This window comes from Rhizobium lentis (assembly GCF_014200175.1).
Taxonomy (GTDB): domain Bacteria; phylum Pseudomonadota; class Alphaproteobacteria; order Rhizobiales; family Rhizobiaceae; genus Rhizobium; species Rhizobium mulingense.
On sequence record NZ_JACHBD010000003.1, the window covers coordinates 204,098 to 221,301 of the forward strand.

Annotated in this window: 15 protein-coding genes and 4 pseudogenes; 10 read left to right on the top strand and 9 right to left on the bottom strand. The window is 61.1% G+C overall.

All coding sequences use genetic code 11. From position 1 onward, the window contains the following. Positions 1-66: 66 nt before the first annotated feature. The 3 pseudogenes from GGI60_RS09135 to rfbA form a co-directional block, all read left to right on the top strand. A pseudogene (locus tag GGI60_RS09135) lies at positions 67-642 on the top strand (glycosyltransferase family 1 protein); the annotation flags it as partial. After that, positions 618-860, top strand: a pseudogene (locus GGI60_RS09140) (sugar nucleotide-binding protein); the annotation flags it as partial. The pseudogenes GGI60_RS09135 and GGI60_RS09140, both read left to right, overlap by 25 nt. 9 nt (positions 861-869) lie before the next feature. Beyond that, a pseudogene (rfbA, locus tag GGI60_RS09145) lies at positions 870-1,735 on the top strand (glucose-1-phosphate thymidylyltransferase RfbA). 72 nt (positions 1,736-1,807) lie between these two features. Here the strand turns inward: rfbA and GGI60_RS09150 are convergent. From GGI60_RS09150 to GGI60_RS09180, 7 genes are all read right to left on the bottom strand, one after another. Continuing rightward, complete coding sequence (locus GGI60_RS09150; RefSeq protein ID WP_183914962.1) at positions 1,808-2,419, bottom strand: riboflavin synthase; 612 nt, start codon at positions 2,417-2,419, stop codon at positions 1,808-1,810. After that, on the bottom strand, positions 2,419-3,729 hold the full coding sequence (gene ribD / locus GGI60_RS09155) for a bifunctional diaminohydroxyphosphoribosylaminopyrimidine deaminase/5-amino-6-(5-phosphoribosylamino)uracil reductase RibD (RefSeq protein WP_183914963.1): 1,311 nt from the start codon (positions 3,727-3,729) through the stop codon (positions 2,419-2,421). The genes GGI60_RS09150 and ribD overlap by 1 nt, the downstream gene beginning before the upstream one ends. A 3-nt stretch (positions 3,730-3,732) precedes the next feature. Next, a complete protein-coding gene (gene nrdR, locus GGI60_RS09160; RefSeq protein WP_003547190.1) occupies positions 3,733-4,209 on the bottom strand; it encodes a transcriptional regulator NrdR in 477 nt (158 codons plus the stop codon). 9 nt (positions 4,210-4,218) lie between these two features. Next, positions 4,219-5,517: a serine hydroxymethyltransferase gene (gene glyA, locus GGI60_RS09165; RefSeq protein ID WP_183914964.1), complete on the bottom strand. Its 1,299-nt coding sequence runs from the start codon at positions 5,515-5,517 to the stop codon at positions 4,219-4,221. A gap of 215 nt (positions 5,518-5,732) precedes the next feature. Next, on the bottom strand, positions 5,733-7,037 hold the full coding sequence (locus tag GGI60_RS09170) for a murein L,D-transpeptidase (RefSeq protein ID WP_183914965.1): 1,305 nt from the start codon (positions 7,035-7,037) through the stop codon (positions 5,733-5,735). Between the two features lie 433 nt (positions 7,038-7,470). Next, on the bottom strand, positions 7,471-7,986 hold the full coding sequence (gene ldtR, locus GGI60_RS09175; protein WP_004673822.1) for a transcriptional regulator LdtR: 516 nt from the start codon (positions 7,984-7,986) through the stop codon (positions 7,471-7,473). Between the two features lie 129 nt (positions 7,987-8,115). Beyond that, positions 8,116-8,553 carry a DUF6163 family protein gene (locus GGI60_RS09180; protein ID WP_183914966.1) on the bottom strand — a complete coding sequence of 146 codons (438 nt, stop codon included), beginning with the start codon at positions 8,551-8,553 and terminating at the stop codon, positions 8,116-8,118. A gap of 130 nt (positions 8,554-8,683) precedes the next feature. Between GGI60_RS09180 and hemB the strand changes: the two genes are divergently transcribed. The 6 genes and pseudogenes from hemB to GGI60_RS31915 form a co-directional block, all read left to right on the top strand. Further along, the gene (gene hemB, locus GGI60_RS09185) at positions 8,684-9,697 is read left to right on the top strand and encodes a porphobilinogen synthase (RefSeq protein WP_183914968.1); all 1,014 of its coding nucleotides are present in this window, start codon (positions 8,684-8,686) and stop codon (positions 9,695-9,697) included. Positions 9,698-9,769: 72 nt separating this feature from the next. After that, positions 9,770-10,228: an RDD family protein gene (locus GGI60_RS09190; RefSeq protein ID WP_009994177.1), complete on the top strand. Its 459-nt coding sequence runs from the start codon at positions 9,770-9,772 to the stop codon at positions 10,226-10,228. A gap of 179 nt (positions 10,229-10,407) precedes the next feature. Further along, positions 10,408-11,181 (top strand): arginyltransferase, encoded by a 774-nt coding sequence (locus GGI60_RS09195; protein WP_183914970.1) that lies wholly within the window; start codon positions 10,408-10,410, stop codon positions 11,179-11,181. Further along, complete coding sequence (locus GGI60_RS09200; protein ID WP_183914972.1) at positions 11,182-12,066, top strand: DMT family transporter; 885 nt, start codon at positions 11,182-11,184, stop codon at positions 12,064-12,066. Between the two features lie 10 nt (positions 12,067-12,076). Next, positions 12,077-12,286, top strand: a complete 210-nt coding sequence (locus GGI60_RS09205; protein WP_183915474.1) for an AbrB/MazE/SpoVT family DNA-binding domain-containing protein — start codon at positions 12,077-12,079, stop codon at positions 12,284-12,286. A 47-nt stretch (positions 12,287-12,333) separates the two neighbouring features. After that, a pseudogene (locus GGI60_RS31915) lies at positions 12,334-12,573 on the top strand (type II toxin-antitoxin system death-on-curing family toxin); the annotation flags it as partial. 93 nt (positions 12,574-12,666) lie between these two features. Here the strand turns inward: GGI60_RS31915 and GGI60_RS31920 are convergent. Together GGI60_RS31920 and parC are read right to left on the bottom strand one after the other, a co-directional pair. Then, positions 12,667-13,125 carry an SRPBCC domain-containing protein gene (locus tag GGI60_RS31920; protein ID WP_246720348.1) on the bottom strand — a complete coding sequence of 153 codons (459 nt, stop codon included), beginning with the start codon at positions 13,123-13,125 and terminating at the stop codon, positions 12,667-12,669. Positions 13,126-13,365: 240 nt separating this feature from the next. Then, positions 13,366-15,621, bottom strand: a complete 2,256-nt coding sequence (gene parC / locus GGI60_RS09215) for a DNA topoisomerase IV subunit A (protein ID WP_183914976.1) — start codon at positions 15,619-15,621, stop codon at positions 13,366-13,368. 235 nt (positions 15,622-15,856) lie between these two features. Here parC and GGI60_RS09220 point away from each other — a divergent pair, with 235 nt between their 5' ends. Next, the gene (locus tag GGI60_RS09220) at positions 15,857-17,044 is read left to right on the top strand and encodes a hypothetical protein (RefSeq protein ID WP_183914978.1); all 1,188 of its coding nucleotides are present in this window, start codon (positions 15,857-15,859) and stop codon (positions 17,042-17,044) included. Positions 17,045-17,204: the final 160 nt, after the last annotated feature.

The following is a 17,204-nucleotide window of genomic DNA, read 5'->3' on the forward strand; positions in this document are numbered from 1 at the left end:
ATATGGGTGGAGACCATTGCGGTCTTGTTGACACCTGCCGATATCACGGGTGGCGACGGCAGGCTTAAGGCGATCGGCCTCGGCGAAGACGTGTTCTGGGGACTGCTGTCCAGCAAATTCGAGGTAAAATCCGTCACAGACTTCCCATCGTTCGTCACCGAGGCGGAAAAGGCCAGGGCGGAAGGTGCGGATGCGTATCTCTACAATCCGCTGATCGGCCACGCCGCCATTTACAGCAACGTCTGGGAGCATTCGCTGCTTGGCGGCCATCCAGGCATGGAGCCGATCTTCCTGCATATCCAGCAGCTTGGCTACCCCATCGCGCCGCCGCAAGACAAAACCGCCTTCATGTTCTGCAACTATTTCTGCGGCAATAGAAAGTTCTGGTCTGGGTATTTCGCCTTCTGCGAACGCATTCTGGAATCGCAGGAAAATGAAGCGCGCCGCGGCACGCCGGCGGGCATTGCCTATGCCGGTTCAGCGCAATATTCACGCGACGCCAACGCGACGATGCGCCCCTTCGTGATCGAGCGCCTGCTCGGACTCTATGTCCAGCAGGCTACTGCCACAGGATTGAAGATCGCCGCCTTCGTGCCGGCGCCTGCCGATTTCGAGTCGGCAGCGGCGAAGCAAGCTGGGCGGACTTCGCCGAAGAGAAATTCGCGGCGCTTCTTAAATCCGGCGGCAGAAACGTCAGCGTCGAGCGCATCCTGACGGCGGACTATCCGACACCGGCGAAGCGCCCCGCCAATTCACGCCTCAACGGCGACAAGCTCGCCAGAACCTATGGAATCCGGCTCCCGGAATGGAAGCAGTCCATGACGATCGTGATGCAAGACCTTTTGAGTAAAGGTCTTTAAGGAGAAAGCATGAAGGGGATTATTCTGGCCGGCGGCACGGGCACGCGTCTGATCCAATCACGCAGGCCGTCTCGAAACAGTTGATGCCAGTCTGCGACAAGCCGATGATCTACTATCCGATGACGACGCTTATGCTCGCCGGCATCAGGGAGCTGCTGATCATCACCACGCCCCACGACGTCGAAGCCTTCAAGCGCCTTCTCGGCCACGGCTCGCAATGGGGAATTTCGCTGAGCTATGCCGTACAGTCTAGCCCGGACGGCCTCGCCCAGGCCTTCATTGGCGCCGACTTCGTGCATGGCGACAACTCGGCTCTCGTTCTCGGCGACAACATCTTCTACGGGCACGGACTGCCGGAAATCATGAAATCCGGCACGAGTCGGCGGGAGGGCGCGACGGTGTTCGCCTATCACGTCACCGATCCGGAACGCTATGGCGTCGTCGGCTTTGACGAAAAGATGAGTGCGCTGTCAATCGAGGAGAAGCCGAAGGAACCAAAATCGAACTGGGCGGTGACCGGCCTCTATTTCTACGACCAGCAGGTGGTCGATATCGCCGCCAACCTGAAGCCGTCCCCGCGCGGCGAATTGGAAATCACCGATGTCAACCGCACCTATCTCGAGCGCGGCCAGCTTTTCGTGGAGCTGATGGGCCGGGGCTATGCCTGGCCCGACACCGGCACGCCGGACAGCCTGCACGATGCCGCAGGTTTCGTCAGCACGCTGGAGAAACGCCAGGGCTTCAAGATCGCCTGCCCCGAGGAAGTCGCCTGGCGCATGGGTTACATCTCGCAGGACGACCTCGCCAGACTTGCGGAGAAGCACGGCAAGAGTGCCTACGGCCAGTATCTGACGAAGCTATCGCCGGTTTGGTGAGCTGTCTGGACGGCCAGACGCGCTGTCACTTTCAACCCGCGGATCATACGGGAAATCGACAGCAATTTCGTGTTATGCGCTGGGAAATTCCGCCAGCCGGGCGGCGTAGCGCGCCATAGTGTCGACTTCGAAATTGACGAAATCACCGGCCTGGCGCTCGCCCCAGGTGGTGACCTCAAGCGTGTGGCGGATGAGCAGGACGTCGAAATCCGTGCCGTCGACCGCGTTGACCGTCAGCGAGGTGCCATCGAGCGCGATCGACCCCTTTGGGGCGACGAATTTCGCCAGATGTTCGGGTGCGCGCAGGCGGTAACGCGTGGCGTCGCCCTCCGATGTCACCGAGAGGATTTCCGCCTTGCCATCGACATGGCCGGAAACGATATGGCCGCCGAGCTCGTCGCCGATCTTCAGCGACCGCTCAAGGTTGATGCGGCTGCCTTCCCGCCAGGTGCCGATCGTCGTCAGCCGCAGCGCCTCCTCCCAGGCCTCGACCTCAAACCAGCGGTCGTTGCTGCCTTCCTGCGGCAGGCCAGTCACCGTGAGGCAGATGCCGGAATGGGAGATGGAGGCGCCCATATCGATGGTGGCGGGATCGTAACTCGTCGCAACGCGGAGCTTGATGCCCTCCTTTAGCGATGAAACGGACTCGATCATGCCGATATCAGTGACAATTCCGGTGAACATCAACTCTCTCTTTCATATTCATCCAGGCGATCTGCGCCGAAGATACGCGTGCCCATATGGGCGAAACCGGATGGTATGTCGGTTGCATCAAGCGGCGATTCAATACCGTCCGCGCCGATGATGACGGGCGCCTGGTAAAGCTGGATGCGGTCGACGAGACCGGCTTCCAGGAAAAGCCGCGCCGTCTTGGCGCCCCCCTCGACCAGAAGCGAAGAAATGCCGCGTGTCGCAAGCGCCGGCAGCAGGATTTCCGGATGATAGGGATTGCAGTAGACGATCTCGACGCCGGCGGCTTCCAGTGCGGCGCGGCGGGAGTCCATGTCGGTGGCGTTGGTGGGTGCGGTACCCCCCTCTGCCCTGCCGGGCATCTCCCCAACAAGGGGGGAGATCGGCTGGGGGCTGGCGCCCGGCCCTACATCTGCTGTTGATCGTGATGACGAGACATCTTTGGAATTCGGATCCCGCTCCTTGCTGATCTCCCCCGTTGTTGGGGAGATGTCCGCCAGGACAGAGGGGGGTAAACCCTCCGCATCCGCCGACAAGGGCCACACCTGCTCGCTCGCCACCAAGATCACCGGCACGTCCCGCGCCGTCGCAACCAACTTGCTCGTCAGCGGCAACGCCAAAGACGGATCGAGTACGATGCGGATCGGCGACTGCGCCTCCATGCCGAGTGTGCGCACCGTCAGCAGCGGATCGTCCGATATCGCCGTGCCGATGCCGACCAGGATCGCGTCGGTTTCGGCGCGCAGCGCCTGCACCTCGGCGCGGGCCTCCGCGCCGGTGATCGCCACCTGTCCCTCCCCCGCACGGCCGATCATGCCATCGGCAGAAACGGCAAGCTTGAGAGTCACATAGGGCCGGGACTTCGTCTGGCGGGTGAGATAACCGGCCAGCGAACGCCGGCCCTCGGCTTCCAGCACACCTGCATCGACCTCGATGCCTGCGTCACGCAGCATGGAAATGCCGCGGCCGGAGACCCGCGGATCGGGATCGGTGACGCTGATGACGACGCGGGCGACGCCATAGGCGATCAGCGCCTCGGCACAGGGCGGCGTCTTGCCGTGATGCGAGCAGGGTTCGAGGGTGACATAGGCGGTGGCGCCGCGGGCAGCCTCGCCGGCTTCGGCAAGCGCCTGCGGCTCGGCATGCGGCCGGCCGCCAAGGGCGGTGACCGCCTGGCCGACGATGATGCCATTCTTGACGATCAGGCAGCCAACAGAAGGGTTGGTGGCGGTGCGGCCGAGATGCCGGCGCGACAGCCGGATCGCCGCCGCCATGAAACCTTCGTCATCCGGCTTGACGTTCATGGCTCATCTGTCCAGCGGGTCGCGGGCGATCTTGGCGTTGATTTCGGAAATGACCTTCTCGAAATCCTCGGCAAGCGAAAAATCCCGATAGACGGAGGCGTAGCGCACGAAGCCGACATCGTCGAGGCTCTTCATGGCTTCCAGCACCTGCAGGCCGATCTGCTCGGAGGAGATTTCGGTCTCGCCGGAACTTTCCAGCCGGCGGACGATGCCGGAGACGGCGCGCTCGATACGGTCACGCTCGACCGGGCGTTTGCGCAGCGCCACTTCGAAGGAGCGCACCAGCTTGTCGCGGTCGAAGGGCACCTTGCGGCCGGTCTTCTTGATGACCATCAGCTCGCGCAGCTGCACGCGCTCGAAGGTGGTGAAGCGGCCGCCGCAATCCGGACAAATACGCCGCCGGCGGATGGACGTATTGTCCTCCGCCGGGCGCGAATCCTTGACCTGAGTATCTTCCGAACCGCAATAGGGGCAGCGCATCGCTACTCCTTACCCCATGTAGTCATACATTGGGAAGCGGTCTGTGAGGTTGACCACCTTGCCGCGCACGGCGGCTTCGACGGCGGCATTGCCTTCGTCGGAATTGGCAACCTTCAGGCCGTCGAGAACCTCGACAATCAGGTTGCCGATTTCGCGGAATTCGGCTTCCTTGAAGCCGCGCGTCGTGCCGGCCGGTGCGCCCAAGCGCACGCCCGAGGTGACGAAGGGCTTTTCCGGGTCGAAGGGAATGCCGTTCTTGTTGCAGGTAACGTAGGCGCGGCCGAGCGCTGCCTCGGCGCGCTTGCCGGTGGCATTCTTCTTGCGCAGGTCGACGAGCATCAGGTGGTTGTCGGTACCGCCGGAGACGACATCGAGACCGCCTGAGATCAGCGTTTCGGCAAGCGCCCGGGCGTTTTTGACGACCTGGGCGGCGTATTCCTTGAACTCCGGCTGCAGCGCCTCGCCGAAGGCGACCGCCTTGGCGGCGATGATGTGCATCAGCGGGCCACCCTGCAGACCGGGGAAGACGGCCGAATTGAACTTCTTGGCGAGATCCTCTTCATTGGTGAGGATGACGCCGCCGCGCGGGCCGCGCAGCGACTTGTGCGTCGTCGTCGTCGCGACATGGCAGTGCGGGAACGGCGACGGATGCTGGCCGCCGGCGACAAGACCGGCGATGTGGGCCATATCGACCATCAGATAGGCGCCGACCGAGTCGGCGATCTCGCGGAAGCGCTTCCAGTCCCAGATGCGGGAATAGGCGGTGCCGCCGGCGATGATGAGCTTCGGCTTGTGCTGTTCGGCCTTGCGGGCGACGTCATCCATGTCGAGCAGGTTGTCGCCTTCGCGCACGCCGTAGGAGACGACGTTGAACCACTTGCCGGACATGTTGACCGGCGAACCATGCGTCAGGTGGCCGCCCGAATTGAGATCGAGGCCCATGAAGGTATCGCCGGGCTGCAGCAGCGCCAGGAACACGGCCTGGTTCATCTGCGAGCCGGAATTCGGCTGGACGTTGGCGAAATTGACGCCGAACAGCTTCTTGGCGCGCTCGATCGCCAGTTCCTCGGCAATATCGACGAACTGGCAGCCGCCGTAATACCGCTTGCCCGGATAACCCTCGGCATATTTGTTGGTCATGATGGAGCCCTGAGCTTCAAGCACGGCGCGGGAGACGATGTTCTCGGAAGCGATCAGTTCGATCTCGTGCCGTTGGCGACCGAGTTCCTTTCCGATCGCGCCGAAAATCTCGGGATCGATGTCCGCAAGCGAGCGATTGAAGAAGGATTCGGTGGAAGCATTGGTCATGGGCGGGCTCCTCAACTGGAATGCGCGAAGGTATTATCCTTCCCCTTTGGCAAGGGCAATACGAAGAACGACATTTGCTGAGCAAAGCGCGCGCTCCAGTCATTTTGCGACGCGCGGCGCCGATGAATCGCAGCTCCGGTATAATGCGCCCTCGCCGGAATAAAAAAACCGCGCCGGGAAGGCGCGGTTCGAGGGCGCGAGGCAGAGGTCGCCGCTTATTGCACCGGCTGTTCCATGCCAGCCGTGGTATCGAGCGCCAATTCGGCATTGCCGTCCATCTGATAGATGTCGTCACGGAACTGGACGATGCCGTCGGGCATGCCCCAGGCAGAGATATAGACGAAATAGACCGGAACTTCCGCCGCGAGCTTGATCGGCGTGTTGACGCCGCTTGCGATCACCTGCTCCATCTGCTGGCGGCTCCAGCCGGGAGTTTCGCGCAGCAGCCAGTTCGTCAGGTCGCGCACGTTCTGGACACGAACGCAGCCCGAAGATTCGAAGCGCATCAGCTTGTTAAACAGGCCCTGCTGCGGCGTGTCGTGCATGTACTCGCCGTTCTTGTTGTAGAAGTTGATCTTGGTCGACGCCATGGCGTTGATCTTGCCCGGGTCCTGGCGGAACATCAGGTTCGGCGCCTCGCCGTTCCAGTCGACGGTTTCCGGGGCGACTTCGTTGCCCTTGCCGTCGATCAGGCGGATGGCGTTCTTTTCGAGATAGGTCGGATCCTTGCGCATCAGCGGCATGATGTCCTTCTCGACGATCGAGCGCGGCGCGGTCCAATAGGGGTTAAGGATGACCTCGTAGATCTTCGAATTGACGAGGTGCGTCGGGCGGCTCAAGCGGCCGACGACCGCAGTGTGACGGGTCGCGACGCTGCCGTCTTCAACAGCCTCGACATAGGCGGCCGGAATATTGACCATCACGTGGCGGCGGCCGAGATCTTCCGGGAAGGTCTGCAGGCGGACAAGATTGGTGTTCAGTTGCTGCAGACGGACGTCGGCTGGGATGTTCATCGCCTTCAGCGTGAATTCGCCGAGGACGCCATCGGACGGCAGGCCGTGACGCGCCTGGAAGCGCTTGACGGCGCCGTCGACATAAGAATCGAAGGCGCTCGACATGCCGGCTTCGCGCGGCAGGTCGCCGGTGATCGCCAGACGCTGGCGCAGCGCCTGAACGGCGGGATGGCTGACGCCCAGTTGCAGGCGCTGGTCGCCGGGATTGACTTCAGGCCAGCCGCCGGCAGCCGCGATCTGCTGGTACTGCATGATCGCCTGCTGGGCGCTCGCGACTGACTGGGGCCCAAGGATCGGGGTGTTGGAAACGACGGCGCTTGCCGTGCGCGAAGCCGCCTTGGCGTCGAACTGGTCGTCCCAGTTGCCGCGGCGCGGCGCGTTCAGGAGCCCATCGAGCGCCGATTGCGCCAATGCAGGCCCGGCAGCAAGCGCGCCGGCGCCAACCGTTGCTGCCGACGCCAGGAAAGCGCGGCGCGAAAGAGCTTCAATTCCGTTTTTCTTCGACATAGTCCCAACCACTGAATGCCGCGACGAGGAAAGCCGCGGCTCTTTGCGATATCACTGCGCCTTAACGCAGATCTCTGTGCATTCGTCGTCCCGGCGCATCAAAAAATTCCGCTAGCCCCATCACAGAAGCGCGATGCAACAGCCTGAATATTCCGATCAGTTCAAGCGCCGGTTGTTAAACCTTCCGCTGCCACACCAATATGGCCAATTCGTGTTACCGGCTCGGAAGACAGACCGCCGCCTGCCGGAGACACGACGCAACGAACCATGACGGGCTAAACGGTGCCGGTTAATAACGGCTAAAAAACGGCTTGAATACAGGCGACAACGCTTGCTTGCCCTGCGTTGCAAAGATGCCACGCGGGCAAACGGCAAAACCGGACGCGCAGGGACACGTCCGGTTTTCTGCAACCCTGAAAGGAGGTCAGGGATTTTAGAGACGATACATGATCGAGTCGTTCCAGAAGCGGTCGAGGCGCTGGAGCAGCTTGTTCATCTGGGTGAACTCGTCGGTGCCGATGCCGCCGACTTTGTCGATCGAGGCGATATGGCGCTCGTAGAGCTTGGCGACCGTCTCGGCGATGTCCTGGCCGGTTTCGGTCAGGCTGATGCGGACCGAGCGGCGGTCGATGCGCGAGCGCTGATGGTTGATGAAACCGAGATCGACCAGCTTCTTGACGTTGTAGGAAACGTTGGAGCCGAGATAGTAGCCGCGGGAGCGCAGCTCGCCGGCGGTCAGCTCGGAATTGCCGATGTTGAAAAGGAGCAGCGCCTGGATGGCGTTGACGTCGCTGCGGCCCTGCCGGTCGAACTCATCTTTGATGACATCGAGAAGACGACGGTGAAGACGTTCAACAAGATGAAGGGATTCCATGTAAAGATCACGGATGCCCTGATCCTGCTGGTCACGGAAGTTCGATACCGCCTGCGGCTTGATTTTCGTGTTCATATTGACTGCCTCACTGTTTGATTGGCGGTGTCGTTTTCTTCCCGCCTTGAGTGAGACCCTATCGAATACATATAAAATTCGACTTAAACCGCAGGCTTAACGGAGCCTTACTGGAAACCCCACGTTGTCTCAGGGTAAATCAACGCTTACCTGGCGGCGCTGCCGGCGCTTTTCCAGCCACAGCAGCAGGCGGAAAATGCAGTAGACGGCGGCGACCATGAGATGCAGCAGGATGATCAGCTTGTTGGGGCCGAAAATATCCGGCAGCAGGCCATACATCAGGACCTGGCCGCCGGCGGCGAGCACCCAGATGACCGGCCCCCAGGAGACGGTGAGCCATAGGCCGAGGGACGCGACGGGGAAAAGCACGGCAAGACTGGTGCTTGCCACCTTCCACGGCAGGCTCAACAGATCGAAGCGGCCGGCGCCGACCAGCGAATAGCCGACGAGCATCGCCCAGTATTGCAGGCCGAACCAGAAGCAGGATACGGCGACCAGCCGCAGGAAGAGAATGAAGAGGAGATCCGCCAGTGTGCGTTTCGGGATCGTCGGACTATCGGTTTCCATGGCGCAGACATCGGTTCCGGTTGTATCGTCATAAGGGTGTTTTCCGCCGCGGCCAATCGTCCGGTTTGGATTTCCCGGGCGCCATGATAATGAGCGCTCCGATAAATGGAATGGGCTGGGGACAGATATCATGCAGGACAGAACGCATCTCGTCGACGACATCACCGGCCATCGCCGCATGCGGCGCAACCGCAAGGCGGATTGGACGCGCCGGCTGGTGCAGGAGAACCGGCTGACGGTCGACGACCTGATCTGGCCGATCTTCATCGTGCCGGGTTCCGGCATCGTCGATCCGATCGCGGCCATGCCGGGCGTCAACCGCATGAGCATCGACAAAGCCGTCGAAGCCGCACGCGAAGCGGCCGGCCTCGGTATTCCGGCGCTCGCCACATTTCCGAACATCGAAATGGAACTGCGCGACGAGACCGGCTCGAACAGCCTGGAAGCCAATAACCTGATCAACCAGACGACGGCGGCGATCAAGAAGGCGGTCCCCAATATCGGCGTCATCACCGACGTGGCGCTCGACCCCTTCACCAGCCATGGCCATGACGGGATCCTGAGAGACGGCGAGATCGTCAATGACGAGACGGTCGACCAAGTGGCGCGCGCCGCGGTGATGCAGGCGGATGCCGGCGCCGACATCATCGCGCCGTCGGAGATGATGGATGGGCGCATCGGCGCGATCCGCATGGCGCTCGACGCGGCCGGCCACCAGAACGTCGGCATCATGAGCTATGCGACGAAATTCGCTTCCGCCTTCTATGGCCCCTATCGGGAGGCGATCTCGACCGGCGGACTGCTGAAGGGCGACAAGAAGACCTATTATATCGACCCCGCCAACGGCACCGAGGCGATCCGCGACGCTGCCCTCGACGTCGAGGAAGGCGCCGACATGCTGATGGTCAAGCCGGGCCTGCCCTATCTCGACATCTGCTGGCGGATGAAGGAGGCTTTCGGCCTGCCGACCTTCGCCTACCAGGTCTCCGGCGAATATACGCAGATCAAGGCGGCGGCGATGAATGGCTGGATCGACGGCGAGCGAGCGATGCTGGAAACGCTCTTGTCGTTCAAGCGGGCGGGATGTGACGGCATCCTCACCTATTTCGCGGTCGAGGTGGCGAAAATTCTCGGAAAACGGTGAGTGTAGGGCGATTATTGTATTTCGCCCTACCGACACCATATCAGCGGCATCGCTTTTTCGCAGGAGATCGAGATGAGCTACAACCCCAATCCGCTTTTTGCCGCACCGGAGGACTGGCGCGCCTATAGCGGCGTGTTGAGCCGCCGTGTCCTTGCCTTCATCCTCGACTACCTCATCGTGGCGCTGCTGTGGATCCCCGCAGCGATCGTGCTTTTCTTCCTGTCGATCATCACGCTCGGGCTAGGCTTCCTTCTCTACCCTGCCCTCTTCGTCATCGTCGCCGGGATTTACTTCGGCCTGACCGTCGGCGGACCGAGCCAGGCCTCGCTCGGCATGCGGGCAATGGGGATCGCGATCGTGCGCGTCGATGGGCGGCCGATGGATTTCCTGACGGCGATCGTCCATCTGGCGCTGTTCTGGATCCTCAACTCGGTGCTGACGCCGCTCATCCTGCTTGCCGGCCTGTTTATCGAACGCAGCCGCCTCATCCACGACCTCTTGGTCGGCACGGTGACGGTGCGCACCGCTTGAAACGCGGCGGAGACGAAATAAAGTCTCCGCCTTCCCTTTGCCGCCTGTTGCAGACGCTCCATATTTAACTTTAGAAGACTGAAATGAAGGACGGGAATCGTCCGGCTGTTGACGTTTTCTATTCTTAGGTCATGCTGTCAGAAAACGGCACTGTCTCGACAAGGAAACTTCCGCGACAAATGAATACGCAGACAACGCCATCCCCGCAGTTTTATCTGACGGCTCCGGCTGCGTGTCCGTATCTGCCGCATGAGATGGAGCGCAAGGTCTTCACCCATTTGGTCGGCCCGCGTGCGGCCGAGATGAACGACATCCTGACACAAGGCGGTTTCCGCCGCTCGCAGAACATCGCCTACCGTCCGGCCTGCGAATCCTGTCGCGCCTGTGTTTCCGTGCGGATTCTTGCCCAGGAATTCAAGCCGACGAAATCGATGAAGCGGGTGCTTGCCGCCAATTCCGATGTCATCGCCACCGAATTCACCGCCCAGCCTTCCAGCGAACAATATTCGCTCTTCCGACGCTATCTCGATTACCGCCACCAGCAAGGCGGCATGTCCGATATGACCGTGCTCGACTATGCGATCATGGTGGAAGACACGCATGTGAATACGCGAATCGTCGAATACCGCCGGCGCGAGGAAGGTTCCGGACTGGAAGAGCGGCCGAAGGGCGAGCTGCTTGCCGCTGCTCTGACCGATACGATGAGCGACGGGTTGTCGATGGTCTATTCCTATTTCAATCCGGGGCTCGAGCGGCGTTCGCTCGGCACCTTCATGATTCTCGACCATATCAGGCGCACCAGGGCGCTCGGCCTACCGCATGTCTACCTCGGCTACTGGGTGCAAGGGTCGCGGAAAATGGACTACAAGACGCGCTTTCAACCGCAAGAACATCTTACCCCGCGCGGCTGGGAACGTTTCGATCCCTCCCTGCGCGAAAGCAACCAGGACTGAATGTCCCCCACCGCTCGTTCCGACCATCGGAAGGGTCTGCTGCTAACGGCGATCGGCGGGCTGGCGCTTTCCATGGATATCCCGCTCGTCCGTCTTGGCGATGGCGATATCTGGTCAATCCTGGGCGTGCGAAGCGCAGCCACGGTTCTCGCCACGTTCCTCATCCTTGGCGCAATGCGCCTTACCTCGGGCAGATGGCCGGTGCTCGTTCCGGGGCGGGCCGGCGTGCTCGCCGGTCTGCTCTATGGCCTCTCCTCCCTCAACTTCGTGCTCGCCGTCTTCAATACGGCCACAGCCAATGTCGTCTTCATCGTCGCCTTCAACCCGATGTTCGGGGCACTTCTTTCCTGGACTTTTCTCAAGGAGAAGCCACAGGCCGCAACGCTGGTCGCCATGCTGTTCATGGTCGTCGGCGTCGGACTGATCGTGAGTGATGGGCTTTCCAGCGGCCATTTCTTTGGCGACGCCATGGCCGTTATCAGCGCGCTTATACTTGCGGCGGCCATCACAATCGGGCGCGCCTCACGCCGGGACATGGGCTTCGTACCGCTGCTTGCCGCCATACTGCCGGCCGCGCTCGGGCTTGCGCAAGCTCTGCCCTTGGGGCTTTCCATCGCCCATCCCGGATGGATCCTGCTCAACGGCGCCATCGTAATGCCGGTCGCCTTTTGGTGCCTGGCGACCGGGCCGCGGTACCTCTCTGCCCCAGAGGTCGGCATGTTCTACCTGCTCGAAACCGTACTCGCCCCGATCTGGGTCTGGCTGATCTTTGCGGAAACGCCGGCGACGATGACGCTCCTTGGCGGCGGCATTTTGGTGGCGGCGATCACCGGGCATTGCTTCTGGATGGTGCAGAGAAGGCGCGTTAGGCCATTGGCGGATTAGACGTTGCCGCCTGGTCTATCCCTCATGTTATAACTGCGTTACCATCCCGAAAGAAGTTCTCGACCGTCTTGGATTGAAGACGGGCGACTCGCTGGAATTGGAGATTGAAAGCGGCGGCATCAAAACAAAGCCCGTCGATGAGGATCTGTTTCGTCAACTTGAGGCGGCGCATTATTTCATGGACAAGTATAAGGTTGCCGTGAAAAAGCTGGCCGAATAATGGCCTTCAAATTCCTGACGAGACCCTTGGTGGAAACTCTGCAGAAAATGCAGATCGAGCGCTTCGGTGGTCTCGCCGGCCTGCGTGACGAAGGCGCGCTGGAATCCGCTCTCGGGCGGCCGATGCACAAGGCGCACTATCGCTGCTGCGACGACGCTGGCGAACTCGCCGCCGCCTATCTTTTTAGCCTTGCCCGCAACCACGCTTTTGTCGATACCAATAAGCGGATCGCCATCGTCGCCGCAGGCGTTTTCCTTCTCGAAAACGGCTACGAGATCGAACCGACCGATGCCAATCTCTACGCCTTCGTTCTTGCCGTCGCCGCCGGCGAGATCGATGAAGAAGGTGCGACCCGCTTCCTCAGGGATTCAGCGTGCCGCTCAACCCGTAGCCTTCATCTGCTGCTGTTCCAGTTCCCTGCTGAGTCCTTCGAGCACATGCGCCCAGCCTTTCCGGGTCTTTTCCTCGTGTTCGGCCCATTCGGCGCACATTTCGTGGGTCAGCGTCAGACGGCTGCCGCCGCCGAGCGGCTCGATGTCGATTTCGACGCGGTCGCAATTGTGGTCGTGGTCCTCGACGGAAAAGCTGAAGACCATGCGCCGCGGACGCTTCAACTCCAGGAACACCCCCTGGTGAAAGGCGTCGCCGGTCGGGCGGCGGTCGACGATGAAAAAACGGCCGCCGACATGCGGATCGATGTCGGCGCGGATGACGTGACCGTCATCGGTGGCAAACAGGAAGCGGCGGGCGATTTCAGGGTTGAGCCAGGCGTCATAGACGACAGCGGGCGGCGCTCTGTAGGTATGGCTGACATGCAATTTGATGGTGCTGGCGGGCATCGATTTTCCTCCGGTAGGGCACGCGCGTCTTTCCCAGGCGCACAGGCCACAGCCGTTCCATCCGCCCACAGAACTGGCCTTCTCTTCTGTTGGGTAACAGCGGTGAAATAGAGAAGTTCCGGCGCCCGCCAAGAGCCGGGCGCGGAATTTTTATGGCTCAGAGCATTTCCGTTGTGTGCGAATCAAGAAAATGCTGCGTCTCTTCGTTTTCATGCAATTCCAGACACAAAAGGAATTGCTCTACCCGGCGAATTTGCCGCTGCGCGGAAAACCCTTCGGCACCGTGCGGCCGGCGCTGGCCCGGTCGCCCAGCCATTCGGCAAGCTCGTCCCTGTTCTTCGTGAAGGTGCGGCCGGCACTGTCTTCCCAGACGAGGCCGTCCGATATCGCAAAGCAGCGGACGTCGGAAATGCCGCCATCCTTGTAACGCTGCAGGCGAACGCCCTTGCCGCGCGACATTTCCGGCACCTGCGCTAAGGGAAAGACCAGCAGCTTGCGGTTTTCGCCGACGACGGCGACATGGTCGCCGCTGACGGGCACCAGCAGCTGCGTCTCCTCAGGCAGCGCGACATTCATGATCTGCTTGCCCTTGCGCGTATTGGCGACCAGCTCGGCCTCGGCAACGACGAAGCCGTTGCCGGCTGTGGAAACGATCAGCTGCTTGCGCGCAGGGTCGTGTACGAAAGCGGTCAGCACGGCCTGGTCGTTGTCCATGTCGACCATGATGCGCAGCGGCTCGCCGTGGCCGCGACCACCCGGCAGCTTGTCGCCGCCGAGCGTGAAGGCCTTGCCGCCTGTCGTGACGATCAGGATCTTGTCCGTCGTCTGCGCCGGGAAGGCTACCTTCAGGCCGTCGCCCTCCTTGAAAGTCAGCGTCGCCGTGTCGGCGATATGGCCTTTCAGCGCGCGGATCCAGCCCTTTTCGGATATGACGACGGTGATCGGTTCCTTCTCGATCATCGCCTGCTGAATGGCTTCCTCGTCGGCTTCGGGCGCGTCGGCGAACTGAGTGCGGCGGCGGCCGACTTCGGTCGCCTTGGCGAACTTCTTCTTCACCTCGCCGATTTCCCAGGCGACCGTCTGCCACTGCTTGTCGTCGGAGGCAAGCAGTGCTTCGATCTCGCCCTTTTCCTTGGTGAGTTCGTCGAACTCCTTGCGGATCTCGAACTCTTCAAGCTTGCGCAGAGAGCGCAGCCGCATATTGAGGATCGCCTCGACCTGATTGTCGGTGAGATCCCAACGCGCCACCATGACCGGCTTCGGCTCATCCTCCTCGCGGATGATCCTGATCACCTCATCGATGTTGAGATAGGCGATCAGCAGGCCGCCAAGGATTTCGAGACGTTTTTCGATCGCCGCCAGACGGAAGCGCGAGCGGCGCTGCAGCACCTCGCGGCGGTGATCCAGCCACTCTTTCAGCACCTCGTTCAGCGCCATGACCTTGGGGATGCGGCCCATCGACAGAACGTTCATGTTGAGCGGGAAGCGGCTTTCGAGCTCCGTCAGCTTGAACATCGATTCCATCAGGATCGTCGGATCGACGCTCCTGGATTTCGGCACCAGGACGACGCGGATGTCCTCGGCCGATTCGTCGCGAATATCTTCGAGCAGCGGCAGCTTTCGCGCGATCAGCAGTTCGGCGATCTTCTCGATCAGCCGCGATTTTTGCACCTGGAAGGGAATTTCGGTGACGACGATCTGGTAGCCGCCGCGGCCGAGATCCTCGGTTTGCCATTTCGCCCGGACACGGAAACCGCCGCGGCCGGTGCGATAGCTCTCGATGATGCTGTCGCGGCTGTCGATAATGATGCCGCCTGTCGGAAAATCCGGGCCGGGAATGAATTCGACGAGCTTTTCGACGGTGGCATCGGGATGCTTGATCAGATGCAGGGCGGCATCGCAAAGCTCATGGGCATTGTGTGACGGGATCGAGGTCGCCATGCCGACGGCGATGCCGGAGGAGCCGTTGGCAAGCAGGTTCGGGAAGGCGCCGGGAAGGACGACCGGCTCGGAATTCGACTCGTCATAGGTATCGCGGAAGTCGACGGCATCCTGGTCGATGCCCTCGAGCAGCAATTCGGAAACTGCCGTCATCTTCGATTCGGTGTAACGCATGGCGGCGGGGCTGTCGCCGTCGATATTGCCGAAATTGCCCTGGCCATTGACCAGCGTGTAGCGCTGCGAAAAATCCTGGGCGAGACGAGCGAGCGCATCGTAGATCGACTGGTCGCCGTGCGGATGGTAATTACCCATCACTTCACCGACGATCTTGGCGCATTTCCTGAAGGCCGACGTCGGCCTCAGCCCCATCTCGTTCATCGCATAGACAATGCGGCGATGAACGGGCTTCAACCCGTCGCGCACGTCGGGCAAAGCGCGATGCATAATGGTCGACAGCGCATAGGCGAGATAACGCTGCTCGAGCGCCGCCTTGAGGTCGACCGGTTGGATATTGTCGTCGTCTCCGCCGGAAGGCGGCAAAATCTCTTGTCCCATGGGTCTTGACTAGCCCAGAAGCGGCCTGCGGGCAAGGAATCCGGGGTATTGCAGCTGTGGATGAAGTCTTGGCACCGACATCAAAGGATGAGACAAACGTTCGGCCGCAAATTTGGACTTCGTTTGCCGTTCCTTTCAACGGAAATTTAGAAGTCCGCAAATACAAAGCGGGCCCAATCCGTAGTAGCGTAACTGCAGATTTCCAACCGCCACCACGCCACCAGAGGAATCACCCATGAAAATTTACCGGACAACGCGGCTGATGCTGTCGGGCGCAGCCTTTTTCTCGCTCGCCGGCTCGGCCTTCGCTCTCGACGGCGCCGATCTGTTGAAGAAGATCAATGCCGCCTATGAAGCGCAGGGCGGAACGATTTCGGCTGACGGCATCAATATCGACGGCACAACCGTTACATTGAAGAATGTTACGGTTAAGCCGACCGGCGGCGAAAGTCTGCCCATCGGCGAAGTCACCCTTTCCGGCGTCGAAGAAGACGAGGATGGCGGCTATTACATCGAAGAAGCGGCCTTCCCCGACATCAACAAGACGGGAGACGGCGTAACCGTGACGGCGCAGGAGCTGACACTGGGTGGCATTTCCGTCCCGGCAACGCCGGGGGGCGACACACTCGATGGCATGATGCTTTACGAGACTGCCCATACCGGCCCGCTGAAAGTGGTCAAGGACGGCACGGAAGTCTTCTCAGTGCTTCAAAGCGATATGAATTTGACGCTGCGCGAGGACGAATCCGGCTTCGATTTCGACGGCGCCTTCAAGAGCATGAAGGCCGATCTCACCAAGACTGACGATCCCAAGAGCAAGGATGCGATCGAGAAGCTCGCCCTGCAGCACGTCCAGGGCGACATCACCATGAAGGGCGCCTGGGAGCTCGGGCCCGGCACGATCGACGTATCGGAAATCGGCTTCGACTTGACCAATATCGGCAAGCTCAACCTCGGCTTCAAGATCTCCGGCTATACGATGCCGTTTGTGAAGTCGATGCAGGATGCGATGAAGGAGTCCGAAGCCAATCCGAACAAGGAACAGGCGCAGCAGGCACTCGGCCTTGCCATGCTGGGTCTGATGCAGCAGCTGTCCTTCGAAGGCGCACAGGTGCGCTTCGAAGATGCCTCGATCACTAAGCGCGCGCTCGATTATGCCGGTTCGCAACAGAACATGTCGGGCAAGCAGATGGCGGATTCGCTCAAGGCGATGACGCCGATCATGCTGGCGCAGCTCAACATCCCGGAACTGCAGAACGCCGTTTCGGCTGCGGTCAACACCTTCCTCGACGACCCGAAGAGCCTGACCGTCAAGGCCACCCCTGAAAAGCCGGTGCCGTTCCCGATGATCGTCGGCGCTGCCATGGGCGCTCCGAACACGCTGCCGCAGGTGCTCGGCGTCAAGGTTTCTGCCAACGACTGATCGCTTTGATCTGACGACGAAAGGCCCGGCCGTTCGCACCGCCGGGCCTTTTATCTTTCTGAAGGCGACCCTCTCTCCGGCCTCATCCTGAGGTGCCCTGCAGCGACCTTGAAGGACGAGGCTGGCCACCGAGGTTCATCTTCCAGCGTGGATATTGGCG